The 25987-nt window shown below is 44.0% G+C and carries 28 protein-coding genes; 7 read left to right on the forward strand and 21 right to left on the reverse strand.

The genetic code is table 11. From position 1 onward, the window contains the following. Window positions 1–6: 6 nt before the first annotated feature. The gene (gene ohr, locus VTAP4600_RS10125; protein ID WP_102522685.1) at window positions 7–429 is read right to left on the reverse strand and encodes an organic hydroperoxide reductase Ohr; all 423 of its coding nucleotides are present in this window, start codon (window positions 427–429) and stop codon (window positions 7–9) included. A gap of 150 nt (window positions 430–579) precedes the next feature. Between ohr and ohrR the strand changes: the two genes are divergently transcribed. After that, window positions 580–1023 (forward strand): transcriptional regulator OhrR, encoded by a 444-nt coding sequence (gene ohrR, locus VTAP4600_RS10130; RefSeq protein WP_102522686.1) that lies wholly within the window; start codon window positions 580–582, stop codon window positions 1021–1023. A gap of 94 nt (window positions 1024–1117) precedes the next feature. On the opposite strand, the gene VTAP4600_RS10135 is transcribed toward ohrR, so the two are convergent. From VTAP4600_RS10135 to VTAP4600_RS10145, 3 genes are all read right to left on the reverse strand, one after another. Next, window positions 1118–1378 carry a DUF5062 family protein gene (locus VTAP4600_RS10135; protein ID WP_102522687.1) on the reverse strand — a complete coding sequence of 87 codons (261 nt, stop codon included), beginning with the start codon at window positions 1376–1378 and terminating at the stop codon, window positions 1118–1120. 181 nt (window positions 1379–1559) lie between these two features. Beyond that, entirely contained in the window at window positions 1560–1829 is a 270-nt protein-coding gene (locus tag VTAP4600_RS10140) for a YfcL family protein (RefSeq protein ID WP_102522688.1), read from the reverse strand. Between the two features lie 22 nt (window positions 1830–1851). Next, entirely contained in the window at window positions 1852–2382 is a 531-nt protein-coding gene (locus tag VTAP4600_RS10145) for an elongation factor P hydroxylase (RefSeq protein WP_102522689.1), read from the reverse strand. A 181-nt stretch (window positions 2383–2563) separates the two neighbouring features. Between VTAP4600_RS10145 and VTAP4600_RS10150 the strand changes: the two genes are divergently transcribed. Next, window positions 2564–3187 carry a trimeric intracellular cation channel family protein gene (locus VTAP4600_RS10150; protein WP_102522690.1) on the forward strand — a complete coding sequence of 208 codons (624 nt, stop codon included), beginning with the start codon at window positions 2564–2566 and terminating at the stop codon, window positions 3185–3187. Between the two features lie 148 nt (window positions 3188–3335). Here VTAP4600_RS10150 and aroC read toward each other — a convergent pair whose 3' ends face one another. Together aroC and prmB are read right to left on the reverse strand one after the other, a co-directional pair. Beyond that, window positions 3336–4421 carry a chorismate synthase gene (aroC, locus tag VTAP4600_RS10155; RefSeq protein WP_102522691.1) on the reverse strand — a complete coding sequence of 362 codons (1086 nt, stop codon included), beginning with the start codon at window positions 4419–4421 and terminating at the stop codon, window positions 3336–3338. A gap of 190 nt (window positions 4422–4611) precedes the next feature. Further along, window positions 4612–5544 (reverse strand): 50S ribosomal protein L3 N(5)-glutamine methyltransferase, encoded by a 933-nt coding sequence (gene prmB / locus VTAP4600_RS10160; RefSeq protein ID WP_102522692.1) that lies wholly within the window; start codon window positions 5542–5544, stop codon window positions 4612–4614. Between the two features lie 54 nt (window positions 5545–5598). Here prmB and smrB point away from each other — a divergent pair, with 54 nt between their 5' ends. Beyond that, window positions 5599–6129, forward strand: a complete 531-nt coding sequence (smrB, locus tag VTAP4600_RS10165) for an endonuclease SmrB (protein WP_102522693.1) — start codon at window positions 5599–5601, stop codon at window positions 6127–6129. A gap of 120 nt (window positions 6130–6249) precedes the next feature. Here smrB and sixA read toward each other — a convergent pair whose 3' ends face one another. Continuing rightward, window positions 6250–6720, reverse strand: coding sequence for a phosphohistidine phosphatase SixA (sixA, locus tag VTAP4600_RS10170; RefSeq protein ID WP_102522694.1), 471 nt, complete (start codon window positions 6718–6720; stop codon window positions 6250–6252). A 258-nt stretch (window positions 6721–6978) separates the two neighbouring features. Between sixA and VTAP4600_RS10175 the strand changes: the two genes are divergently transcribed. Further along, on the forward strand, window positions 6979–9756 hold the full coding sequence (locus VTAP4600_RS10175) for an insulinase family protein (protein ID WP_102522695.1): 2778 nt from the start codon (window positions 6979–6981) through the stop codon (window positions 9754–9756). A gap of 69 nt (window positions 9757–9825) precedes the next feature. Here VTAP4600_RS10175 and fadJ read toward each other — a convergent pair whose 3' ends face one another. After that, complete coding sequence (gene fadJ, locus VTAP4600_RS10180; protein WP_102522696.1) at window positions 9826–11937, reverse strand: fatty acid oxidation complex subunit alpha FadJ; 2112 nt, start codon at window positions 11935–11937, stop codon at window positions 9826–9828. Next, the gene (gene fadI, locus VTAP4600_RS10185; RefSeq protein WP_102522697.1) at window positions 11937–13244 is read right to left on the reverse strand and encodes an acetyl-CoA C-acyltransferase FadI; all 1308 of its coding nucleotides are present in this window, start codon (window positions 13242–13244) and stop codon (window positions 11937–11939) included. Before fadI ends, fadJ begins: the two co-directional genes overlap by 1 nt. A gap of 482 nt (window positions 13245–13726) precedes the next feature. Here fadI and VTAP4600_RS10190 point away from each other — a divergent pair, with 482 nt between their 5' ends. The 3 genes from VTAP4600_RS10190 (at window position 13727) to VTAP4600_RS10200 (ending at window position 16511) form a co-directional block, all read left to right on the forward strand. Then, window positions 13727–14302, forward strand: coding sequence for a sigma-70 family RNA polymerase sigma factor (locus VTAP4600_RS10190; protein ID WP_102522698.1), 576 nt, complete (start codon window positions 13727–13729; stop codon window positions 14300–14302). Continuing rightward, the gene (locus tag VTAP4600_RS10195; RefSeq protein ID WP_102522699.1) at window positions 14295–15023 is read left to right on the forward strand and encodes a DUF3379 family protein; all 729 of its coding nucleotides are present in this window, start codon (window positions 14295–14297) and stop codon (window positions 15021–15023) included. The genes VTAP4600_RS10190 and VTAP4600_RS10195 overlap by 8 nt, the downstream gene beginning before the upstream one ends. 285 nt (window positions 15024–15308) lie before the next feature. Next, on the forward strand, window positions 15309–16511 hold the full coding sequence (locus VTAP4600_RS10200; RefSeq protein ID WP_102522700.1) for an OmpP1/FadL family transporter: 1203 nt from the start codon (window positions 15309–15311) through the stop codon (window positions 16509–16511). 238 nt (window positions 16512–16749) lie between these two features. Here the strand turns inward: VTAP4600_RS10200 and VTAP4600_RS10205 are convergent, their stop codons facing one another. The 12 genes from VTAP4600_RS10205 to VTAP4600_RS10260 all read right to left on the reverse strand — a co-directional run bounded on the left by VTAP4600_RS10205 (window position 16750) and on the right by VTAP4600_RS10260 (window position 25948). Next, window positions 16750–17502, reverse strand: coding sequence for an MlaA family lipoprotein (locus tag VTAP4600_RS10205; RefSeq protein WP_102522701.1), 753 nt, complete (start codon window positions 17500–17502; stop codon window positions 16750–16752). Window positions 17503–17602: 100 nt separating this feature from the next. Beyond that, window positions 17603–18820 carry a c-type cytochrome biogenesis protein CcmI gene (ccmI, locus tag VTAP4600_RS10210; RefSeq protein WP_102522702.1) on the reverse strand — a complete coding sequence of 406 codons (1218 nt, stop codon included), beginning with the start codon at window positions 18818–18820 and terminating at the stop codon, window positions 17603–17605. Beyond that, the gene (locus VTAP4600_RS10215; RefSeq protein WP_102522703.1) at window positions 18817–19302 is read right to left on the reverse strand and encodes a cytochrome c-type biogenesis protein; all 486 of its coding nucleotides are present in this window, start codon (window positions 19300–19302) and stop codon (window positions 18817–18819) included. The genes ccmI and VTAP4600_RS10215 overlap by 4 nt, the downstream gene beginning before the upstream one ends. Further along, window positions 19299–19850, reverse strand: a complete 552-nt coding sequence (locus VTAP4600_RS10220) for a DsbE family thiol:disulfide interchange protein (protein WP_102522704.1) — start codon at window positions 19848–19850, stop codon at window positions 19299–19301. The genes VTAP4600_RS10215 and VTAP4600_RS10220 overlap by 4 nt, the downstream gene beginning before the upstream one ends. A gap of 1 nt (window position 19851) precedes the next feature. Beyond that, window positions 19852–21816 (reverse strand): heme lyase CcmF/NrfE family subunit, encoded by a 1965-nt coding sequence (locus VTAP4600_RS10225; protein ID WP_102522705.1) that lies wholly within the window; start codon window positions 21814–21816, stop codon window positions 19852–19854. Further along, entirely contained in the window at window positions 21813–22298 is a 486-nt protein-coding gene (gene ccmE, locus VTAP4600_RS10230; protein WP_102522706.1) for a cytochrome c maturation protein CcmE, read from the reverse strand. Before ccmE ends, VTAP4600_RS10225 begins: the two co-directional genes overlap by 4 nt. Continuing rightward, window positions 22295–22501, reverse strand: coding sequence for a heme exporter protein CcmD (gene ccmD, locus VTAP4600_RS10235; protein WP_102522707.1), 207 nt, complete (start codon window positions 22499–22501; stop codon window positions 22295–22297). Before ccmD ends, ccmE begins: the two co-directional genes overlap by 4 nt. A 5-nt stretch (window positions 22502–22506) precedes the next feature. Continuing rightward, complete coding sequence (locus VTAP4600_RS10240) at window positions 22507–23274, reverse strand: heme ABC transporter permease (protein ID WP_102522708.1); 768 nt, start codon at window positions 23272–23274, stop codon at window positions 22507–22509. A 112-nt stretch (window positions 23275–23386) separates the two neighbouring features. Continuing rightward, window positions 23387–24055 carry a heme exporter protein CcmB gene (gene ccmB / locus VTAP4600_RS10245; RefSeq protein ID WP_102522709.1) on the reverse strand — a complete coding sequence of 223 codons (669 nt, stop codon included), beginning with the start codon at window positions 24053–24055 and terminating at the stop codon, window positions 23387–23389. Continuing rightward, window positions 24056–24673: a cytochrome c biogenesis heme-transporting ATPase CcmA gene (ccmA, locus tag VTAP4600_RS10250; protein ID WP_102522710.1), complete on the reverse strand. Its 618-nt coding sequence runs from the start codon at window positions 24671–24673 to the stop codon at window positions 24056–24058. Window positions 24674–24944: 271 nt separating this feature from the next. After that, window positions 24945–25454 carry a DUF2802 domain-containing protein gene (locus VTAP4600_RS10255; RefSeq protein WP_172443114.1) on the reverse strand — a complete coding sequence of 170 codons (510 nt, stop codon included), beginning with the start codon at window positions 25452–25454 and terminating at the stop codon, window positions 24945–24947. Then, complete coding sequence (locus tag VTAP4600_RS10260; RefSeq protein ID WP_102522711.1) at window positions 25454–25948, reverse strand: chemotaxis protein CheW; 495 nt, start codon at window positions 25946–25948, stop codon at window positions 25454–25456. Before VTAP4600_RS10260 ends, VTAP4600_RS10255 begins: the two co-directional genes overlap by 1 nt. Between the last annotated feature and the right edge of the window lie 39 nt (window positions 25949–25987).

Genomic DNA, 25987 nt, shown 5'->3' on the forward strand with positions numbered 1-25987 from the left:
TTTGCCTTAAAGATCAACGCCATTTACGCTGAGTTTTACATCAATGTTGCCGCGAACTGCATTTGAGTACGGGCACACTTGGTGAGCAGTACGCACAAGCTGTACCGCTTGGTCTTGCTCTATATCCAATTCAACAGACAAGCTGACTGATAAAGCAAAGCCGCCCGTTTCATTTGGACCAATACCAACGGTTGATGTTGTTGGCGCAGACTTGATTGCAACCTTAGTTTCACGAGCTACGTGCAAAATCGCATTAGAAAAACACGCCGCATAACCCGCAGCAAACAATTGTTCTGGGTTAGTCGCTTCACCCGAACCCCCCATTTCCTTTGGATAACTAAGATCAACTGACAACTTATTATCATCAGTAGAAACTTGACCATTACGACCCGCGAGCGCTTTTGCTGATGTAGTGTAGAGTGCTTTCATGATTCGTTCCTTTTGGTATTCGATTGTTATTCGATAATCGGTTGCTAGCCATTTAATTGCGCGCAATCTTATTTTCAATAATAGTAATTGAATCTAATCGAGCGTGCAAGTATATTGTGCACAATTAGTTTGAATTAAGTGATACCGTCTATGAAAGATTCTTCAAAAGATGCTCATCTACTATTAGATAACCAAGTGTGTTTTTCGCTCTATAGCGCATCAAACGCCATGAGCCGAGCCTATCAACCGATATTGAAAGCTCTCGATTTAACATACCTTCAGTACATTGTGATGATGATATTGTGGGAAGAGAAATCGATGAACGTTAAGGAACTAGGGCAAAAAACCCGATTAGACTCAGGAACATTAACCCCATTACTTAAACGTTTAGAAGTGAAAGGTTTCGTAACTCGAACTCGTAGCCAAGAAGATGAGCGTATTCGAATCATTGCCCTGACTGAGCAAGGCTTACTCCTGCGTGAACAAGCGCAAGACATCCCGTCGAATATGTTGTGCATGTCAAAAATGGATATTGAACAGCTTAAGCAACTTAAACAAGATTGCGATCAGTTACTGAATAACCTGACAAACTAACGAATTTAAGTAAAAAAAAGAACGCATATCGCGTTCTTTTTTTATAATTTTGAAAAACTCATTTTAACGTTAATAAATTCGAAATAGGCGTTTTCTACTTGAGAGGGTCATTATCTGGTAACGCTTTGTGAATCCACATCGCTAAGCGTTTTTTAACGCTAGGTCCATCGAGTTTATCCTCAGGAAGTGGCGCGATTTGATTCACTCCAACTAAAAATAAATACACCGCTTCTGTCTTTAACGGTGGCGGGGACATAGGCAAATCAAACCCTTGTAGTTTCGCCATTTTACAACCGACTTCTAGAGCCTTCTTCACTAACTTATCTTCGTTGCGCAGCTTAGTCGTTTTCGACATATCATCGCCTTCCTTTATATCGATTGAATCATCAGTATATCAAACAGGGAATCCGATATGGCTATGTTACTCTCAAAATTTACGCTTATTCTTATCTCGACTTCCCAGACGTGTACTGACTCACACTGCGAAAAAAAAAGAGCGCATCAGCGCCCTTCTAAATTCTTTTGTTAACCACCCGCTAAGCTTGGGCTGACTGCATTAACTGCTGCCAAATATCCATGACAATAACACTATCAGCCGGAGTTAACTCAGACTTTGCCTGCTCAATGCTATCTTCAACGCGAGCTTGAAGTTGGGCAATCTCAGTCTCACCTTCGGTTTCACATGCAGCGGCTGCTAATGAAATATGGCCACGTAAGTAACCACCAGCAAACAGTTCGTCGTCCGATGCCGTTGCGACTGTTGCATCAATTAAAGTCAGTAATTTTTCTTCAAACTCAATAATCATCATGGTCTCTAATTTATTTACTTTATTTCACTTTAAACTGCGTCACATCCAAAGGAGCGACATGGTAAAACGATCTTAGCGCTTCAGACAGCTGTTTCACACGAGTCGGCATGCCTTGCGATAAGATCTGCTCGACTTCATTGTGAACTTTCTGCATGAAAGCGATTCTATCTGGCTCAAAATCGCCGTGTAGATTGTCACAGCTAACGTTAAATGGAAAGCCCGCACTGACAGACAATATCCACTCATAGGCTTGTGGCCGAATTTCCACTTTCTCAAATTCGGATTGTATCTGCTCAGTACGCCCATCAGGCTCATACCAATAACCGAAGTCTTCCAGCAGACGTCGCTTCGGACCAGCAACACACCAATGAGCAATTTCATGCAGTGCTGACGCGTAAAAACCACGAGCAAAAATAATGCGATGATTCGGGTTTTCGTCATCCGCTGGTAAATAGATGGGTTCATCACCACCGAGCTCTAGCTTGGTATTGTATTCGTTTAAAAAGGAGTGATTAAACACCTCAATTAAGTCTTGATATTGGAAATTCATTTTGGGTAACAATCAATAATCTTAGGGTGTATTTTCCTTGCTTTCACGCATTTGTAAAGTCATGGAATTTCTCGCCATAATAGCATTAGATTTTCTAATGCAAAGTTACTGTGATTTTGCTCGCATTATTATCTTAACCCCACTAGAATTGCGTTTTTCTAGCAGCTTGGTGTATTAAGAAATGTTGTTAAGTGTTCTCTACGTCATAGGAATCACAGCGGAAGCGATGACTGGAGCGCTCAGTGCTGGGCGTAAAAACATGGATTGGTTCGGAGTAATGTTTGTCGCAAGTGCAACGGCAATCGGTGGTGGTACTGTGCGTGATATTTTACTTGGTCACTACCCGCTTACATGGGTTAAGCATCCCGAGTTTTTAGTCATTACTTGTGTGGCTGGTGTGCTCACCACCGGTGTCGCTAAATGGGTAATCAAATTCAAAGGATTATTCATTCGATTAGATGCATTAGGCTTGATTGTGTTTAGTATCATTGGCACTCAAGTTGCCATTAATATGGAACTGCACCCTGTAATATGCGTAGTATCAGCCATTGTTACTGGGGTATTCGGAGGCCTGCTGCGTGATCTAATTTGCCGTCAATCACCATTGGTGTTACACCACGAACTTTATGCATCCGTCGCCATGATCGCATCGATCATGTACCTCACACTATTGCATTTTGAAGTCGATGACGTGACCAGTACCCTTGTGACCCTTGTCGTGGGTTATCTGCTTCGTATGGCTGCTGTTAGATTCAAATGGCGATTACCTTCATTCCAATTGGAAGGCGAAGGTTCGTTGCATTGAGAGTTGAAGTTCTAAAAGCTAAGTACTAGAAGCTAAGTTCTAAAAGCTAGAGTTAAGAGCGACATGTAAAAGGTTAAATGAATAAAAAATCCCCAACGGCTTAGGCGGTTGGGGATTTTTATTTTAAAGCTATAAAACAGGCGGCGTACTAGATCTTAGGGGTTTCGGTTGTTACGCCGAAGTTTTGGCCACGATGACGCAGTAAGTGATCGAGCAGTACAATCGCGAGCATGGCTTCGGCGATAGGCACGGCACGAATGCCTACGCATGGGTCGTGACGTCCCTTAGTGATCAATTGCGTTGATTCACCAGAGCGAGTAATGGTTTCGCCCGGAACCGTAATGCTTGATGTTGGCTTAAGCGCAATACTGGCAACAATGTCTTGCCCAGTTGAAATGCCACCTAGAATGCCACCAGCGTGGTTACTGCTAAAGCCTTCAGGCGTTAATGGATCACGATGCTCACTGCCTTTTTGGTTTACAACATCAAAACCATCGCCGACTTCTACGCCTTTTACTGCATTGATACTCATCAGAGCATGAGCAATATCCGCATCAAGGCGATCAAAGATTGGCTCTCCAAGACCGACAGGCACATTAGTTGCTACAACACACAGTTTTGCCCCAATAGAGTCGCCTTCTTTTTTAAGGCCACGGATAAGCTCATCCAATGCATCGACTTTATCGACGTCTGGGCAGAAAAATGCGTTGTTCTCAATTTCATCCCAATCGACTTTATCAATACAGACATCGCCCATTTGAGATAAGTAAGCGCGCACTTCCACACCAAACTCTTGTTTCAAGTACTTCTTAGCAATCGCACCTGCGGCAACACGCATCGCCGTTTCACGAGCAGATGAACGGCCACCACCTCGGTAGTCACGTACACCGTATTTTTGATGGTAGGTATAATCAGCATGTCCTGGACGGAACTTGTCTTTAATCTCAGAGTAATCTTTAGAACGCTGATCGGTATTTTCAATCAACAAACCAATTGAGGTTCCTGTCGTTTGGCCTTCAAATACGCCCGCTAAGATTTTCACTTCATCGGCTTCGCGACGCTGCGTGGTGTATTTTGATGTTCCTGGTCGACGGCGATCTAAATCTATTTGCAGATCGGCCTCGGTAAGAGCTAGCCCTGGTGGGCAACCATCAACAACGCAACCCAGTGCGATACCGTGGCTTTCACCGAATGTCGTTACACGAAAATGTTGTCCAATGCTGTTTCCTGCCATTACTTCCTCTGTGCGTATCAAGAATGAGGATAGCCGTGCTCACTCAATCTCGATTACGTTTAATTCAATTTTTCGTGCTTTCATAGTGTCGTTATACGGTTTGCTTGTAAAGCCCCTAAAAACAAAAAACGCCAGCAAATTAGGCTGGCGTTTAGTATTTCTGCTGTTGGGCTTCGTTGATAACCGCTACTTAGTCGATATACAGCGCAAACTCAGCGGCATGCTCAACAAGTTGTGCTCGTGTGAGCATAAACACACCGTGGCCACCGTTAGAGAATTCAATCCAAGTAAACGGAATATCTGGGTATTGATCCATCATGTGTACCATGGAGTTACCCACTTCACAGATCAAGATACCGTCATCGGTTAAATAGTTTGGTGCATTCGCTAAAATACGACGAACTAACTTAAGACCATCGGTACCCGCAGCAAGGCCCAGTGCAGGCTCATGAGTGAATTCTTCAGGCAAGCTATTCATATCTTCTTCGTCTACATAAGGCGGGTTTGATACGATCAGGTTGTATTTATCTTTTGGTAAATCGCGGAACAAATCAGAACGGATAGGGAAAACTTGTTGTTCCATGCCGTGGTCTTGAATGTTTTGCTCGGCAACTTCTAACGCATCAGTAGAAATATCGATAGCATCGACTTCCGCTTCTGGGAATGCGTGAGCACAAGCAATCGCAATACACGCACTGCCCGTGCACAAATCCATAATGCGAGTTGGCTCTTCCACTAACCAAGGTTGAAATTGAGCTTCGATTAGTTCACCGATAGGTGAACGAGGCACAAGTACACGCTCATCTACGAAGAATTCTAAGCCACAGAACCACGCTTTATTAGTTAAGTAAGCCGTTGGTGTGCGTTCGTTTATACGGCGAACAACACGCTCTACAATACGTAAACGCTCACTGCTGGTTAGGCGAGAATTTAGAACATGCGGTAGCACATCAATAGGAAGATACAAGGTCGGCAAGATTAGTTGAACCGCCTCATCCCACGCATTATCAGTACCGTGGCCATAAAAAAGTCCGGCCGCGTTAAAGCGACTTACAGTCCAACGAATCATATCTTGAAGCGAATGTAGCTCAGAAACCGCTTCTTCTACAAAAATCTTATCCAAATTTGCCTCCGAATAGCGTTACAATGGTGCTATTCCTATTTGTTTTAGAACCCCATGAGCAAGAAAGACACCGACATAGACGATGACTTCGCCTTATTTAAAGGCGCCGTACAGGGCGTAAAAAAGTTGACACAGGATACCATAATCCAGCAACCAAACCGAAACCCGATACAAAAAGAAGTCCAACGCACAAAAAAAGAAGCCTCAGACAACGAGTTTTTCTTCTCTGATGAGTTTGTCCCGCACCTTAGCGAAGACGGACCGACCCGCTACGCTCGCTCAGATGTGTCTAAATTTGAAGTAAAGCGACTGCGCCGCGGTGTTTACGTGCCTGATGTCTACCTAGATATGCATGGCATGACCCAACAGGAAGCAAAACGAGAATTAGGCGCGATGATCGCCCATTGTATTAAGGAGAGTGTCGATTGTGCTTGCGTCATGCATGGCATTGGCAAACACATCTTAAAACAAAAAGTACCACTCTGGCTGGCACAACACCCAGACGTCATGGCCTACCATCAAGCTCCGTTAGAGTTCGGTGGCAATGGCGCATTGTTAGTGTTGCTAAGTATTCCGGATAGGTAGTGGAGCTAAGTTCTAAAAGCTAGGTGCGAAAAGCTAAGTAGAGCTAAGTACAAATAAAGAACGCACAATCGCGCTTCTAGTACTTAGCTTTTAGTACTTCGCTTTTAGCACTTCCCCACCTTACGGATGAATATGCCATGCAAATTCACCCTTACCACTTTGGGCGTCAAAGTTCGCGCAGACTAGCCCTGAGGTTGGGAACATTGGTGGTGGCATATCAGTGACGAACTCTGAGGTTAAATAGCCAACCAAAGGTAGGTGTGAAACCAACAAGATAGACTCTAGTGACTGAGTTTCCGCTAACGCGCATACATAATCGTATACGTCTTCTGAGTCTCCGTAGGGCGTAATATCGTCACACGTTTCTACTCGACCATCTTTGGCAGAAAATACTTGCGAGATTGTTTTCCAAGTTTGCTGCGCTCGAATGTATGGGCTAACAAGCACTAAATCAAACGCTTGATGCCCTTGCTTTGCACAGGCTTTAGCCACGAGTAAAGACTGATCTATACCCCGCTGAGTGAGCTCTCGCTCTGAGTCACTGTTTGCAAACATTTCTGCTTCGCCGTGACGCATAATAAATACTTTCATATTGTGTTCCCGTAATGAATCCAAGCCAATAATGATTCAACTAGTATCTGGCTCAGTACTGGTTACTACTGCTGACGGGAGAGTGTAAGTGCCCGACAATACGGCTTTCAAACCATACACTCACTTTTACTAAGTATATCCCATTCGGTGTACAAGACTCTGACTGTGTTAACAAACCATTAAAAAAAACAGCTTTCAGTTTGCAGCACGTCATAACCTAGTCATAATTAAAGCAATTGCATTTTCGGAGACCTTCTCGTGCATCTCAGCCCTAATGACAATAATCAATACCGCTACATAACACTAGATAACGCATTACGCGTACTGCTGGTTCAAGATGATCATGCACAAAAATCTGCGGCGGCACTAGCGGTAAATGTTGGCCATTTCGACGATCCGTCCGACCGTGAAGGTCTGGCCCATTTTCTAGAGCATATGCTATTTTTGGGTACAGAAAAATACCCGAAGACAGGAGAATTTCAAGCTTTTATTAGCCAACATGGCGGTAATAACAATGCTTGGACTGGCACAGAGCACACCTGTTTCTTTTTTGATATTACTCCTACGGCCTTCGAACGTGGTTTAAAACGCTTTAGCCAATTTTTTGTCAGCCCTCTTTTTAATGAAGAAGCCCTGGATAAAGAAAGAGAAGCGGTCGACTCTGAGTATCGCCTCAAACTAAAAGACGACATGCGTCGCCTATATCAAGTTCATAAAGAAGTCGCGAACCCCGAACACCCTTTTTCGAAATTTTCTGTTGGCAATTTCGAAACCCTTGGCGATAGAAATGGCCAATCAATTCGTGCAGAAATCATCGATTTTTATCAGCAGCAATACTCGGCAGATTTAATGACGCTGACCTTAGTCGGCTCGCACTCTTTAGATGAAATGCAACAATGGGTAGAGTCCTTATTCAACCCTATCGCCAACCGCAATAAACAAGGTAAAGCCACCTTAGTTACGCTCACCCGCCCAGAGCAAAAAGGTTGCTACATTCAAATTGAACCTGAAAAAGACAGCCGAAAACTGTTACTTGCGTTCGCTTTACCCAGTATGGATGCACATTATGGCAGCAAACCTTTGTCGTATTTTGCTCACTTGCTCGGCGATGAAGCCCAAGGCAGCTTGATGCTCTATTTAAAAGAGCTTGGTTGGATCAACAGCTTAGGCGCCGGTGGTGGTATGAGCGGCAACAACTACCGAGAATTCACGGTAAGTTGCACACTCACCCCTGAAGGTCTTAACCACGTTGATGATATTGTTGAAGCGGTATTTTCCTACCTTCAGTTGATCAGAGAGTCTGGCTTTCAGCAATGGCGCTATCACGAAAAACAAGCGGTTCTCGAATCGGCCTTTCGTTTCCAAGAATCCACTCGGCCGCTCGACTTAGCTAGCCATTTGGTGATGAATATTCATCACTTCCCTGAAGAAGACGTCATTTATGGCGACTACAAAATGGCAGATTTTAACGAAGACCTATTAAGCGAAGTTTTTAGTTATTTTAATGTTGAAAATCTAAAGCTGTCGGTCATCGCCAAGGGCTTAGAATACGATACCCTCGCCAAATGGTATGATGCGCCTTACTCCGTGTCTCCTTTCAATGAGCAGCAATTAGCGCGCTGGAATAATGCATCACTTAATACAGAACTGACGTTACCTAAAGAAAATCCTTATATTTGCTACGATCTAGACCCTATGCCATTGGAAGGTGATATCACGATCCCAACGATGCTAGAAGAGCTATCAGGCTTTCGCTTATGGCACTTACAAGAACCGGAGTTTCGTGTTCCTAAAGGCGTGGTTTACTTAGCCATAGACAGTCCTCATGCGGTGTCTACACCAAGAAACATTGTCAAAACTCGCCTGTGCGTAGAACTGTTTTTAGACTCTTTAGTAAAAGAGACGTATCAAGCGGAAATTGCGGGTATGAGCTACAACATGTACGCTCACCAAGGTGGAGTAACGCTAACGCTAAGCGGCTTTAGTCAAAAACAATCTCAATTACTTGATGTGATTTTAACTCGGTTTGCCACCCGAGAGTTTAACCCTCAGCGATTTGAAATCATCAAACAACAAATGCTGCGTAACTGGAAAAATGCGGCTAAAGATCGTCCTGTTTCTCAACTATTCAATAGCTTAACAGGGCTACTTCAACCTAATAACCCTCCGTTCCCGGTGTTAATAGAAGCCTTAGAATCCATTGAAGTAGACGAATTACCTTCATTTGTAGACAGTATTTTAGCGGAGCTGCATGTTGAGCTATTTGTGTATGGTGACTGGCAAACAGAACAAGCTCTTACCCTAGCTCAAACAATTAAGTCAGCACTACGTGTGGAAGACCAGCGTTATGAGGAATCATTACGCCCGCTCATTATGCTGGGAGAGCATGGCACATATCAACGCGAAGTTTTCTGTCATCAAGCGGATTCTGCGATTGTTATTTACTACCAATGTCCAGAGGTAAACCCTCGCAACATTGCACTTTACTCACTTGCTAACCACTTAATGTCGGCCACGTTTTTTCACGAAATTCGCACGAAGCAACAGCTAGGTTATATGGTCGGAACCGGTAACATGCCGCTCAACCGCCACCCAGGTATTGTGCTTTACGTGCAATCTCCTAAAGCCGCTCCAATTGAACTTTTAGCGGCTATAGATGAGTTTCTCAACGCTTTTTATATGATTTTGTTAGAGCTCAATGAATACCAATGGCAAAGCAGTAAAAAAGGCCTCTGGAACCAAGTCGCTACGCCAGATAACAATTTGCGCGGCCGCGCTCAACGCTTGTGGGTAGCCATAGGTAACAAGGACGAAGAATTCCGTCAAAGGGAGCAGGTTTTAGAAGAGCTTAAAGGACTTACTCGCTCAGAGATGATTCGATTCGTCGTCAGTATCCTTAAGCCACGAACAGCAAACCGCTTGATCATGCATAGTCAAGGCAGTGAACACGGTGAAGAGGCAACCCTCAATGTAGGGCAGGAAATTGGTTCTGTAGAAGAGTTTCAGCTCAGACCGAAAGATGTTGATTTAGGTTAAAAGCGGAAGATAATTAGGGCTACCAATGGTAGCCCTAATTTCATTTTAATCGCTGTATTCTATGCAGGTTTAATCGTAGAAACGTGCATCACTGCCCGCTCTCGTTAATAAGCCATCGCAAGGTGCGAACCTATCGCCGTATTTCTCGGCAAAATTGTTCATGATGTTGACTAACTCTTTAGTGCCGATTTGGTCCATGTAACGGAACGGGCCACCTAAGAATGGTGGGAAACCAATACCAAAAATAGCCCCGATGTCGCCATCTCTTGCACTGCGGATAATCCCCTCATCTAAACAGCGTACCGCCTCGTTCAGCATTGGCAATACACAACGTAGCGCGATGTCTTTTTCTGGCAGTTTCGCTTCTGGCTGAAGTTTCAATAGCTTATAAACGCTTTTATCCACTTCTTTCTTTTTGCCGTTATAGCTGTAAAAACCTTTGCCTACTTTACGCCCTTTACGGCCATCATTCAGCAAAACATCAAACACTTCCGGAGCCTTAAATCGCGCCCCTAACTCTTCGACCAAAATTGGCATTATCTTCGCGCCAATATCAACGCCAACTTCATCAAGCAGCGCTATTGGCCCTACAGGGAAACCGAAATTAAGCAAAGCATTATCAAGTTGCTCGATAGGCTCACCACCTAACAACACTTGCGCAGACTCATTCATGTAAGGCGCTAAAATTCGGTTGACATAGAAGCCCGCTTTATCCGCCACAACGATGGGGGTCTTACCTTGCTTACGAGCCAATTCCACTGTAGTTGAGATAACTTCATCAGAAGTCCCTTCATGTGGAATGACTTCCACCAACGGCATTTTCTCAACCGGGCTAAAGTAGTGCAAACCTATAACGTTTTCGGGCCGTTGCGCTTCGGCCGCAATTTGATGAATGGGCAAAGAAGACGTATTAGTAGCAAAAATAGTGCGCTCGTTTCCGTATTGCTCTATTTCTTTTACCATGCCCTGCTTTAATGCAAGATCTTCAAATACCGCTTCAATCACCATATCTGTATTTTTAAAGGCGGTGTAATCCGTACCACCAGACAACTGGGACATACGATATTGCAGTTCTGCTTTAGTTAAAATACGGCGCTTTTTCTGCTTACTAAGCAGTTTGTAATTGTAATTCATTGCTCCTAACACACCATCGTTAGAAACATCTTTGATTCGTACTGGCACTTTGGCTTTAGAAACAGACACATGACTAATGCCCGCCCCCATAAGGCCACCACCAAGTACACCAACACGCGAAACTAACCGAGGCTTTTCATCAGTGCCGTTTTCTTTTTTCATTTCCGTTGTCGCAAAGAAAATAGAACGCAATGCTTTGGATTCGTTACTCATGCACAACACACCAAAACGTTTAGCCTCGTTTTCTAAACCTTTTTCGATACCGTGTTCTAAACCATAAGCAATAACGTCTAAGATAGCGTCCGCCGCTGGATAATTACCGCGAGTTTTGGCAAGTGTCTTCTTGCTCGCTTGGTCAAACACAAAATTTCGGCCAAACTTCACACCAGAAAGCAGGCGTTCTTTGGTCGCCAATTTACGCTTTGCCTTATTACCAGAGGCATACTTCTTGGCTACCTCCAGTAAAATAGATTCAGGTACACAAGCATCAACCACACCCAACTTATTTGCTTTTTTAGCTCTCAACTGCTTACCAGTCAAAATTAAGTCTAAGCTTGGCAGTAAACCAATTAAGCGAGGCAGCCTTTGTGTACCGCCGGAACCTGGCAGTAAACCGAGCTGAACTTCAGGTAAACCCAAACGCGTTTTGTCTGAGTCGCTGCATACACGGTAATCACAAGCCAGTGCAAGCTCTAAGCCACCACCTAAACAAGGGCCATGGATTGCAGAAACCACGGGGAAAGGCAATGCTTCAAGCTGGTTAAACATTTGTTGACCTTGTGCGGCCAAACCTTGTGCCTCTTCCGCTGTAGTACACGCGTCGAGCATGCGTACATCAGCCCCCGCAACAAAGTTGTCAGGTTTCAAGGAATGAATGATTAAACCAGATACTTCATGCTTTTTAGCTTCAAGTTCCATCAAGATGGTTTGCATCTCTTCAGTAAACTGAGCTTGAAGGGTATTCATTTTTTCGCCAGGGACATCAATAGCAAGCCATGCAAGGCCTTGGTCATCAATGGTTAATTGAAATGCGTTTTGATTGCTCATTATTCTACCTCCAATACCATTGCTGCACCTAAACCACCAGCAGCACAGGCCGTGTTCAACGCCAGACCACCACCGCGTCTTTTTAGCTCACGCAATGTTTGGGTCATCATACGTGCGCCAGTCGCAGCAAACGGATGCCCGTAAGCCAAGGAGCCGCCTAACACGTTAAATTTCTCCATGTCGATTTCGCCAATCGCCTTATCACGCCCTAATACCTGCTGGGCAAATTCATCACTGGCGAACATTTTCACATTAGCCAGGGTTTGCGCTGCAAACGCTTCGTGCATATCAATGAGTGTTAGGTCATCTAATGTAATTCCGGCTCTGTCTAATGCGATAGGCGTTGCATGAGATGGCCCCATTAGCATGTCTTCATGCACATCAATGGCAGAAAATGCATACGAACGAATATAACCTAATATTTCAAGACCAAGTTCTTTCGCTTTGCCTTCTCTCATCATAAGAACGGCCGCCGCACCATCAGTCAATGGCGTACTGTTTGCCGCCGTTACACTGCCGTGTTTTCGGTCAAATGCTGGTCGTAACTTAGCGTAACCCTCTACCGTAGAATCGGTACGGATGTTGTTATCCGTATCAATCCATTTTTTGTAAGGTTCTGGAAAAGCGGTCATCACTTCATCACGTATCTTCCCATCAGCCCAAGCTTGCGCCGCCAATGTATGAGAACGGTGAGCTAAAGCATCTTGCTCTTCTCGTGATATACCATGAGTTTTGGCCATTTGCTCCGCCGTTTGCCCCATAGAAATACCCGTAGAATACTCGGCAACAGCAGGAGGTACAGGCATCAAATCTTTGAAAGACAACTTACTTAAAATAGACAGCTTTTGGCCTGACTTTCGAGCTTTACTCAGAGCCAACAATGAGGAAGCCAGCTTTTTTGAAACGCCAATAGGTAAAACAGAAGAAGAATCTGCACCACCAGCAATACCCACATCAATCGTACCGGCAATAATGCTCTCTGCTACGTTTGCAGCCGCTTGGAAGCTCGTCGCACAGGCTCGAGTCACACTATAAGCATCAGTTTTTACGTCCATACCAGTGCCCAAAACAATCTCGCGAGCGATATTTGGTGCTTCAGGCATTTGCACAACCTGACCAAACACAACTTGGTCGACAATAGCGGGATCAACATCCGCCCGTGTTAGCATTTCACTAACCACCATTTTGCCTAGATCAACGGCTGGTACATGACCAAACTCTGTGCTTTGGCGTGCGAATGGAGTACGTAAACCTGCGACGATCGCAATGCGTTCACCCGATCGTGTGGTTAAATCCTGTATGCCCATTGTGTCTCCTTGATTGAGAGGTCAGACCTGTATATGTAGCAAAAATGTTATCAGATTAAAACGTATGTTTAAATCACTTTTTACTTCAGAGCGTGACCAACTGCAAGAATAGGAAGAATATGCGAACGTTTTTTGGGCTGTATCGTTTAATTTGTCGCTTTTGTCAGACAACGTATAACAAGAAAGGATGCTAGAATGGGAAATAATGTGACTGATAAAAAAAAACCACACATATCTGTGTGGTTGGAATCGATATATAGCGTATCGCCAAAATTCAAAAATCAGTTTCCTGATTAGGAGAAAGTAAAGTCAGCCTTCAAAAGGAAGTGTCATCTTGCTCAACATGTCGATAATAAATACCAACGAGATGACACCTGTACTATAGCGCTTTCACATTGCTAGAAATTGAACTAGATCAATTTATTGGTGGTTTTACCCATACTGCCGCAAGGATAAGCTTTTCTCGTTAATCGCTCGAGAAAATGGAGCCGCATGTGTCAATACTAAATTTATTTGGAAAGAAAAAGCCACAGAGCCCGGTCAACTCTGATATGGACAAACAAAAACGATACGAAGCCCTCGTGCGGGCTTACCATCGCGACCTTTATCGCTATGCATATTGGTTATGCAAAGATGGACATATAGCTGAAGACTTAGTGCAAGAAACCTGCTTAAGAGCTTGGAAAGCAATAGACAGCTTACAAGATGAAAAAGCAGCCAAGTCTTGGTTGATCACCATATTGCGCCGCGAAAACGCACGAAGATTTGAAAGGAAACAGTTAGAATTAGTCGATATTGACGATCATGGTGCGGAAGCAAAAACCAGTGACGATCCGAAACATCAACAAGAATGGCTACAAAATCAAATCATGAAGCTGGATATTGACTATCGTGAGCCACTGTTTCTGCAAGTTATTGGTGGTTTCAGCGGTGAAGAGATCGGCGATATATTAGATCTTAATAAAAATACGGTGATGACTCGACTTTTCCGAGCGAGAAATCAACTCAAAGACATGTTAGATGAATCTGATCTAGATAAGGGGGTACATAATGGATGATTTAGAACTTCGCCGTCGAATTATGTCCGATCCCAAAAACAAGGAATCTGATAGCGAACTTACAAGAGAACAATGTGAGTTAAACGCTAAGTTTATCGATGACATTCTAAAGCTTGATAATCAAATCGAGCAAGCAATGAAAGTTGATGTCCCAGATGGCCTTGCGGATCGGATTCTATTTAATCAAAGTGCTGAGATTGAAGAGACCCCATTCACACGCTCTGTAATGAAACGAACGATGGCACTGGCTGCCTCTGTCGCATTTGCCGCTGGGTTGTTGGTAGGGCAAATAAATTGGACACCACTTGTTATTAGCCCTGCTCATGCTTCTTTAGCCGATACCGCAATGCAGCATGTTGTTGACGAATCACCGTTTATAAACCCGTTAGATGAGAAAGTATCTTCTAAGCAAATCAACATGAAGTTAAAACCTTTTGATTTTGCATTTACTGATAACTTTCCGTACCAAGTGTATTACTTAAATCACTGTGGTTTTGGTGATTCGAACGCTATGCACATGGTATTCCAAGGTGAAAAAGGACGAGTGACGATGTTCGTTACGCGTGTTAATAGCGACTCAACTCAGTCTTTCCAGAAAAATGGCATGAACGGTACAATTACTCCTCTTGAAGGGGCCAGTATGGTACTCGTAGGCGAGGCAGGTGAAGATGTCGCCAAAATCGCCGAAGTACTGATGCCAATCATCAAACCAATCGGTTAATACTTCAAATGCTCCCAGGTGGGAGCATTTATCATTCAGCTCAATTACCCTCACCCCAAATAGAGTATAAACTCTAAAATACACACATTTCGCCGAACTTACTGTTAATTACCGCCCATTTCATGGATTTTATCGCCACTTTTTCCTCTGGTCGGATTTCTCTCGCTCATTTCTACCTTTACTATCTGCGTCACTGAGTATTTGCTCGACAGCCCACGCCAACTTAATCACTTGGCACAAAAAAAGTGGGTAACTAAAAAAATAAATAATTATAGGTAGTCACCAATGAATAGCACGCGTCTGTTTAAAAAAACGGTAATTGCAGCAACCATCGCTCTCGCTTCACAACAAGCGGTTGCCGCTGGATTCCAACTTAACGCTCAATCAGCAACAGGCCTAGGCCGCGCATTTGCTGGTGACGCAGTTATCGCTGATAACGCTTCAGTAATGTCTCGTAACGCAGCAGCAATGGCGCTGTTTGATTCTCACCAGTTTTCTGGTGGCGTCAATGTGATCAGTACTGAGATTAAAGTAACTGATATAGAAACTGCTATTGACAGTGGCAATAGCGCGACAAACAAAAGCGATACTCCAGTTCCAAACATCTACTACGTTCACCGCTTAAACGATAAAATTGCTCTAGGTGCTGGGGTTTACTCTAACTTTGGTACAAAAAACAATTTCGACAAATCATTTGGTGACGGCATTTCAGGAAACTACGGTGGTGAAACTCAAATCACTAGCATTAATTATGCTCTAGCAGCTTCTTACAGAGTCAATGAAAAACTTAGCCTTGGAGCTGGTATTGATATCGTTGAAGGTACTGGTGTATTGAAGCGAAACACTACCGGTAACCTGCTTGATATTGATGCAAAAGGAACTGGTATCGGATTTAATATTGGTACCGTTTACGAAGCCGATGAAAATAACCGTTATGGTCTTTCTTACCACTATAGCCCTCTTATAGAAGCAAAAGGTAAGATAGAGTTAGCAGGTGGCGTACTCGATTACTCTGATGAGAAATTAAAACTACCTTTACCGAGCATGCTTGAGTTCTCTGGTTATCACAAAATTACCGATTCCAAGTTTGCAGTACACTATAGCTTACAATGGATTGGTTGGAGTGCATTCGACAAAATCGAAACTTCTGGCGGTTCTTTTTCTAAAGACTACAAGTGGAAAGATGGATATCACGTTGCTTTAGGTGGTACTTACTACATGAGCCAAGACTGGACGTTCCGTGCAGGCTACATGTTCGACTCTGCAGCTCAAGATGAAATCACATCTATTTCTGTTCCTGACTCAAACCGTCACTGGTTCTCTGCAGGTTTGAGCTACCATATGGACAAACATACTGTTGATTTTGGTGCGACTTACCTACTAGGTGAAGACGTATCAGTAACTGAGGGTTCTGGTCTAAGTAAACTAACAGCAACTACGCACGCAAACGCAATCCTAGCCGGCGTACAGTACAGCTACAGCTTCTAATTCAATTTAGAAACGACAGAAAAACAAAAGGTTGGCTTTCGCCAACCTTTTTTGTGTCTAAAGATATAATACAGAACGAACTTCATTTTCTAGCATCCACAACTCATTCCACTAACACAGAACTATCCCGAGCTCTTACCCTTATAGCCTCTAGAAGGGAGTCCGCTCCGTAATCTGTATTCTAGTGAGCGCAGCGAATTCTATCTCTCGCCCTGAGCCTTATGCCTTAAACCCGCCCCTAAAACCCATCATCCAAATAATCATCCAAATAGTCTTCTTCCTCTTCGTCAATCTCTACTTCTAGCCCTGCCGTATAATCGCGGCGCTGTAAGTAGACTTCACGAGATAACGCATAAGGATCTGGCGAGGCTTCTAACGTCCCTTCTTGCGGTATCAAGACATACCGTTTTTCCATGCCCTCTAGTGCCCATTTACCAGCACTTGCCCAAAAATTGAGCAAAGAAAGAGGCACATACTTACCATCAATAAAGCTTGTGGTTTTACGAGCGGTGATTGGACCGTAACCTGGCACCATAAAGTACGGCCCATGACCGACACCATGGTATCCCAACATATCACCAAACTGGCGTTCATCATGTTTACTGATGCCAGCCGCCGACGCAACATCAATAAAACCAAGTAAACCTAACGTTGAGTTGATCCAAAAGCGATTGAAATGGTCTGCGGCTCTTTCACCTTTCCCCATCAAAAGGTTGTTCACGATACTGGCCGGTTCATCTAAGTTCGCTAAAAAATTGCCAATACCACCGCGTACAGGAACAGGCACTGTTTCAACATACGCAATTGACACCGGACGAACTAAGTATGGGTCGATATAATCGTAGTTTAAATCGAACATCACGCGGTTGACCCCTTCAAAGGGATCATTAGGGTGTTGTTCGTTTTCTGATTCTTTAGGCGCACTGCTGCACCCCAACAAAACGCTGGTCAGTATTATAACTGAGACGATTTTCAACTGCTTAAACGCCATGCATCCTTTCCTAACAACAAAAAACCAGCCGAAGCCGGTTTTTTAATCCTATATCCCCCTTAATCATGATTGATTACGAGGCAATAACAAGCTTTAACTATTAATAACGCTTATCAATCGTTAACGCAACCTGTTCACCCAGTTTGATGACCGGGCTTTCACCGTACCAATCGCCATCTCGGGTTGATACATTACCATCAGTATCAATTCGAGCACGGATCAGAAAGTCAGGCAGATCCGATAAATTCTGGCCTTCAATCATGCTATTTCGGTCGTCAATCACCACCGTGCGAGGGAAACTACCTAGAGGGTATCTCGCCGCAGCTACAGGCATTGGGCTGCCATCAGCGCGATGAGCTGAAACGATCAATGCGGCATTGCTATTAGCTTGTACTTCAGGCGACAGGCTAATGGTAACGGCAACTGATTTTCCGGATACTTGCTGAGCATCACCCATTTTCAATCGTGCATTTTCAATACTGCGTTGAAGCATGGTGTAACGACTGTCTTCAGGACCAATCATTTTTTGCATCATACTCCAATACTGAACCGCTGCTGGGTAGTCTTGCTGCTCAAATGCATCAAAAGCCAATAAAGAGAACACACGTAAGTCTACATAATCTTCCTTAATAAGGCCGGCTAAGATAGCCCGTGCGTTATTCAAGTCTGACTCATCCGAAGAGAGCATCAGCGCCTGCGCATAGCCTAATTGAATGTCCGTATCTTCAGGTTCAAGGCGATAGGCTTTTTTCATCGATCCAATAGCGGTCGTGATATCGCGATTCGCCAAGGCAATTCTTCCCAATAACAACCAACCTGTCGAGTCTTCGGGTTGATGATGCAAGCGAGTTCGAAGCGCAAGGGTGAGATCGTCCATCTCATCGTCAGCTAATGGTTCATTACCTGGCGACATCAGCTTTTTCGTTAACTCGGGTAAGTTATTAGAAACTTGCTGCCAGCTTTCAACGTCATTGGATGCGCCATACTTGAAGTACGTTCCGTACGACAATACTGCCATAAACACGATAGACGCACCCACAACCAATGGCATAGACACTTGAGTTTCAGTGTTTACTTTTTGATTAGGGATGTCATCAAGCAACGTCTGCTTTAAATCAGAAACCAATTCTTGCTGGTCATCAACCAAGCCTTCATCTGTTTCTTCTTCAAGCTCAGCTAGGCGATCTTTATAAAACGCTTTATTGAGTTCATCACGACGTGCTTCGTCATCGACGTCTTTTTTTACTAATAACGGCCACAGAATGAAAACACTCGAAAGTACCACCAAAGCCAGCGTAGCTATCCAAAACATCATCATTGTTTTTTGTCTCCTTGGTCACTTTCTTCCAGTAGCGATTTTAGCTTCGCTTCTTTATCTGCATCCCAGTCGTCGGTGGATGTTGCCGTTGATTTACGCTTACGACTTCTTAAGAAAATAAAACCAAAGCCAAAAACAATGACTGAAAGTGGACCTAACCATAACACCGACGTTACCGGTGTTACTGGTGGATTGTAAGTGACGAAGTTACCGTAACGAGCAATCATATAATCAACGATTTCATCTTCCGATTTGCCGGCTTTCAGCATTTCATACACTTTCTGACGCAAGTCTTGAGCCAGTATTGCGTTTGAATCGCCAATGGAATTGTTCTGACATTTAGGGCAACGCAGTGTCGCGCTCAATTCTTTGAACTTTTGTTCTTGCTCTACACTATCAAATTCGTGTAGATCAATCGTTGCCAATACAGGCATTGAAAATGCAAAGAGAGCTAATAATAAGACGCGAATAGTTCGAATCATTTCGCTTCCTCCAAGAATTGCTGATACATAGGCTGTAGCGTTTCATGCCAGTTTTTAGTATTTACATCACCAACATGGCGATAACGGATCACGCCATTTGCATCGACCAAATAGGTTTCAGGTGCACCGTAAACGCCAAGATCAAGCCCTAGCATGCCGTCACCATCAAACAGGCTAATCAAGTATGGGTTACCCAACTCGGTAAGCCACTGCACTGCTTTATTCCTGTCATCTTTGTAGTTGAGGCCAATGATCTTAACGCCTTCTTTTGAAAGCTCATTCAGATATTGGTGCTCTGCATAACATGTTGGACACCATGTTGCCCATACATTGATCAGCAAAGGCTCACCAACAAAAATTGTTTGATCGTACAGTTTTCCTGGTTGCGCCAAATCTTCTAAACGAAACTCTGGCACCGTTTTACCTACTAATACGGATTCAAGCTTGGTTGGATCATCACCATCAGCGTTACGAGTTAACTGCGTGCCAAATACCGCCACCAAGATGAGGAAAAAGGCCAAAGGAGCGAACATTACATTTAGATTCATCTTATTGCTCCTTTACCACAGCATTAGTGTTCTTTCTAAAACGGTAACGTTTATCACTGATTGCAATCGCGCCACCTAGCGACATGAAAATACTGCCTAACCAGATCCAGCGTACAAATGGTTTGTAATAAATACGTACAGCCCACGCGTCGCCATCATCTAAGCGTTCACCCAGAGCAATATACAGATCGCGAGTCACACCACGATCGATCGCCGCTTCCGTCATCATAGACTTTGCTGTGCTATAAAAACGTTTTTCAGCGTGTAACGTATTGACATAACTACCATCTAAGGTGATTTCAAAGTCAGCGGTATAACCATCATAGTTAGGGCCATCTGTATCACGTAGACCTTTGAAGTAAAAGTCATAACCTTGAATTTCAAACCTTTCACCGGGCGCTAAACGAACATCACGCTCTATTGAGTAGTTCTGTACCATTGCAATACCGATTACGGTAACCGCCATGCCGAAGTGAGCAAACATCATTGCCCAGTGGCTACGTTGCAATTTCTTAACACCCACCAGAAAAGTATGGCGATGAGTGGCACGTTGATGAAGCTCAAAAGCGTGCATAAACACAATCCACAGCGCCATTACCCAACCTAAATAAGCAAGGCCGGTAAAACGGTCTGCCAAGGCAAAAATGGCGACGGCAGCAAGTGCGAACGCAGCAACACCAGAGACCAACATTGGCTTAACTAAGCCTGATAAGTCATCTTTTTTCCAGCGAATCAGCGGGCCTACACCCAGCAAGAATGCAAATGGAACCATTAACCATGTAAACAGCATATTAAAGAATGGCGCACCAATAGAAACGGAGCCCAAACCTAACTGTTTGTGAACAAGAGGCAACAAAGTACCCACTAGCACCACGACTAATGCCGCGACTAAAATAATGTTATTACCTAATAGTGCGTTTTCACGAGAAAACAGCTCATAATTGCCACGAACACGTACTGAAGAGCCTTTCATTGCGAACAACAGCAATGAGCCGCCAATAACAAAGACTAAGAACGCGAGAATGAACATGCCACGCGCTGGATCAGAAGCAAACGCATGCACAGAAACCAGAATCCCTGAACGCACGAGGAAAGTACCAAGCAAGCTCAAAGAGAACGCAGAGATAGCAAGTAATACTGTCCAAGCTTTAAATGTACCGCGTTTTTCAGTTACCGCCAGTGAGTGCATCAGCGCTGTACCAGCCAGCCAAGGCATAAATGAGGCGTTTTCTACTGGATCCCAGAACCACCAACCACCCCAGCCAAGTTCGTAGTACGCCCACCAAGAACCTAGTGCGATACCTAGCGTTAGGAATAGCCATGCCGCCGTTGTCCACGGACGAGACCAACGAGCCCACGCGGTGTCTAAGCGGCCTGTCATCAATGACGCAATAGCAAATGAGAACGCAACAGAGAAACCAACGTAGCCCATATAAAGCATAGGAGGGTGAATGATCAGCCCTGGATCTTGCAGTAATGGGTTTAAGTCTCGTCCGTCAATCGGGAAAAATGGCAGAGTACGTAAGAACGGGTTTGATGTCATGATAATGAACAACAAGAATCCGACCGTAATCAAGCCCATCACCGCCAACACTCGCGCGACTGACTCTTGTGGCATTCCCCGGCTAAAGGTAGCAACGGCAACGGTCCAACCCGCTTGTATCAACACCCAGAGCAACAAAGAACCCTCGTGAGCGCCCCATACTGCGGTGAGTCGATAATACCAAGGCAGCAAGGTATTCGAGTTGGTTGCAACATAAGTGATGGTAAAATCATTCGTGTAAAATGCCCACAGCAAAATACAGAACGACAAACCCAAGAGTAAGAACATGCCCCACGAAAGCGGGCGAGCAAAATTCATCAAGGTGGTGTTATTTTGGCTTGCTCCATATAAGGGCAATACACTCAATAGCACGGCAAACCCTAATGAAATTATCAGGGCAAAGTGGCCTATTTCAGCGATCATTTAGAGCTTCCTTGTTTTTGCTCATCTGAATATTGTAACGGTTCGTGAGTTTTCTTCATTGCTTCCGCAATTTCCGGCGGCATGTATTCTTCATCATGCTTCGCTAGTACTTCAAACGCTTCAATGGTCGTTGCATCAATGAGGACACCCTGAGCAACGATACCCTGCCCTTCACGGAATAAATCAGGCAAAATACCATCATACACAACCGTTACTTTTGGGCCGACATCGGCAAGGTCAAAAGAAACTCTTAGTGATTCTTGATTACGCGAAACCGAGCCTTCAACAACCATGCCACCGATACGTAAACGCTGGCCAACGTAAGGTTTCGAGCCATCAGGCTTACCCATAACCAGTTCGGTCGGGGTATAGAATAGATCCATGTTTTGATTGAGAGCATAGAGCATCAAGCCAACAGTAGTCGAAATGCCGACTATTAAAGCGAGAACGAGACCGAGCCTCTTCTTACGTCTTGGGTTCATAGTGTGTTCTCCATATCTTTCGCCGCGTCAATTCGCGCTTGTCTGTCTATTTTGGCCTGAACGCCTTTAAAAAGTTCACGATTACGTTTAACACTTAATACAAGTAAAAGCAGCATAGAGCCAAATGTAATACCAAATGCTCCCCATACGTAACCGGCGTAGCCGCCCATCGCGAGTAAATCTGAAAAAGAGTCAAAATGCATACGAGTTACCTCTTATTCGCGTGAGATGAATTAGATGCACGAGATGCTGCAATGGCTTGCACCCATGGTCGATGGCTTTCTTTGGCTATTATTTCGTTTCTAAATCTCACCAAGGTTAAGCTGGCAAAGAAAAAAGCGAAACCAAAAATGTTCAGCAATAATGGCCATAACATGTCACCAGAGATAGATGGCTTCTCAAACTTAGTTATGGTTGCCCCTTGATGCAAGGTGTTCCACCACTCAACCGAGAAGTGAATAATAGGTAAGTTGATGACACCAACCATAGCCAAAATACCGGCCGCTTTCGCTGCGGTTTTCTGGTCATCGAATGCATGGTAAAGCGCAATCACACCCAGGTATAAGAAAAGAAGAATGAGTTCTGAGGTTAAGCGTGCGTCCCATACCCACCATGTGCCCCACATAGGTTTGCCCCATATAGCACCGGTGACTAAAGCAATAAACGTAAATACAGCGCCAATTGGAGCCATGGCAGCGGCGGCCATATCCGAAAGGCGTACTTGCCAAACGATACCAATAAAGGCTGCGATTGCCATCGACATATAAGCACCCATCGACCAAATAGCAGAAGGCACGTGAATATAGATGATTCTAAAACTGTCACCTTGCTGGTAATCAGAAGGAGCAAAAGCAAGCCCCCAAATAGAGCCCGTCAATAAACAACCTAGGGCTAAAATTGAAAACCAAGGTAATAAGGTGCCACTAAGCTGATACGCTTTTTCAGGCTTTGCGTACGGATGAAGCCATTTCCACATCGTCTGTCTCACTCTTGCTTCTAGTGTCTTCTTTCAGCCTTTGCTGTAGAAGCCCTATTATAAATATGAATACACGACATCTATGCATCGCGTTTATTGTAATAAAGTGGTGCTAGTTTACGCTGACTCTCAATGATGCACTGATTGCAAATGGCGTTAATGTCGCGGCACCTGCTAGCATTGCTCCTAACACAGCAAGTTGACCGTTATACGCCATCCCTAAACTGGCTGCATCAATTGCCGAGGTAGCAAAAATCAAAATTGGGATATAAAGCGGCAAAATCAACAGGCTCAATAATACACCGCCCTTTTGCAGCCCTACCGTTAAGGCCACGCCAATCGCACCGATGAAGCTTAATGTTGGTGTGCCAACTAGCAGAGTCAGCACAACCGCTAACCAAGTATTGAAATCTAATGACAGTAATATTGCGAGTAACGGGCTGATGAGAATCAAAGGTAACCCAGTGAGTAGCCAGTGTGCGATAACTTTGCTCATCACAGCCAGTGGCAATGGGATAGGCATCAGCATCATTTGTTCCAGTGCGCCGTCTTGATAATCATCTCGAAAAAGACGTTCTAATGACAACAAGGCAGAAAGTAAAGCCGCAACCCAAACAATACCCGCCGCTATGCGTGCCAAAAGGTTTGGTTCAGGCCCAATACTCAGTGGAAACAGCGTGACCACAATGATAAAGAACCATAACGGGTTTAAAATGTCAGCCTGTCGTCTGAATGCAATGAGCAGTTCACGACGAACAATTGTCAGCATAGAAGAAACCATTTAGTCTCCTAATCGAATTTTACGAAGTAATGGGTTGTCGGCAAACATGTCTTGATGCGTCGTCAACAAAACCATTCCCCCTGAATTAGCGTGTTTTAGAAATAAAGTTTCTAGTACTTTTACGCCCTGCTTATCAATTGCAGTTAACGGCTCGTCTAGTATCCACAGAGGGTGATTACTTAGCCATAACCGAGCTAACGCCACACGACGTTGTTGCCCTGCGGATAATTGCCCAACAGGCACCTCTTCACGCCCTGCGAGCCCGACTAGTGTCAGTGCATCCCATATGGCTTGTTGATCATTTTTCTGCTGATGTAATTGAAGATAGAAGGCGAGGTTTTCATACGCGTTAAGTTCGCGCTTGATGCCTGGTTGATGCCCTAAAAATAGCAAATCTTGATGGTAGGCATCACGGCTATCAAAAATGCTCTCTTTTTTCCAAGAAATGCTTCCCTCTTCGCAATCTCCGAGGCCAGCAATGATCCTCAATAACGTCGTTTTTCCGGTGCCATTTCGCCCTTCAACTTGTATCAATTCACCCGGTTGCACGGAAAATGATAGGGACTCAAACAGTACGCGTTCATCTCGAATTGCAGTCAGGTTTGATACTTCAAGCATGGTCTTAATTATTAAAGTAAGTGAATCCGTATCTTAACACACAGGATTGACCACAAAATAGAACTAGAAGTTAAGGAAACGCGAATCTCACCAGAAATCTGTTAACTAATTGCCACATTTTTGAAAAAGGACACATAACGCAGATTTTTCAGTCTATAAATTGAAAGTAAATGATACAAAAAAGAGAAGGCCTCTCGGCCTTCTCTTAATAAACAGCAGAAAATTTCCATCCATCTGTTACAACCAACAATAATCTAGCGCTTTAAATCCACTATTTCATTTTATGCTGCGGTCTTCGAGAAGGGGCTGGTGATCTCATTGCCTTTCTTTCTGGATGGTCATTCAAAGGTGGGACTTTTTCTTTGCCAGCAATTTTACTCTGTAAAGACATCATCAACTCTGCTTCTGCTTTCGGCAGTTCGCATTCTTCAATCAATTCGTTGATTCCTGCGCCGAGCTGTACCATCTTATTGGCACGAGAATACATGCGACCATCTGAATCGGTATGCTCCAATTCCGTCACACGCTCGATAAGATGTTGAATAATGTCCTGTTGTTCAGCAACTTTTTGCCCTAAACCAACCATAACTGAGCGTACTTCTAGCACCTGTTTGTTGGTTTTTTGCAGTTCCTTTTCCAAACTGCGCACCTGCTGCCTTTGTACATCTAACCGTTTTGCACCCGTTCGTTTAACGCGCACAAACACTAAGATAATACAAAGCGCAACAAACACAGCTACCCCTATTAAAAGAGGTAACATTGTTGATAACTCATTCATCATTATAGATGAGCCATGTCATCCCACTCTTCATCAGTAAGCAGCTTGTTTAAATCAACAAGAATCAGAAGTTTACCTTCTCTGTTGCTTACACCTTGGATGAACTTAGCACTTTCATCGGTACCAACACTTGGCGTGGTATCAATTTCAGAAGAACGTAAGTAAACCACTTCAGCAACGCTATCGACCAAAATACCAATCACTTGATGCTCAGATTCAATCACAATAATACGCGTATTATCTGTAATTTCGCCTTGCATTAAGCCGAAGCGAGAACGTGTATCAATAACGGTTACAACGTTACCACGAAGGTTGATGATACCCAGAACGTAATCAGGCGCTCCTGGAACGGGTGCAATCTCTGTATAACGCAATACTTCACGTACTTGCATTACATTGATGCCATAGGTCTCGTCTTCAAGTTGGAATGTTACCCACTGAAGAACTTCATCGTTTGCTTGGTCTTTTCTTACTTCTACTTCATTCGTTTGAGACATGTTTTATCCTCATTTTTGCCGCTAACGACAATTCTACTT

The organism is Vibrio tapetis subsp. tapetis, assembly GCF_900233005.1.
In the GTDB taxonomy this organism is placed as follows: Bacteria; Pseudomonadota; Gammaproteobacteria; order Enterobacterales; family Vibrionaceae; genus Vibrio; species Vibrio tapetis.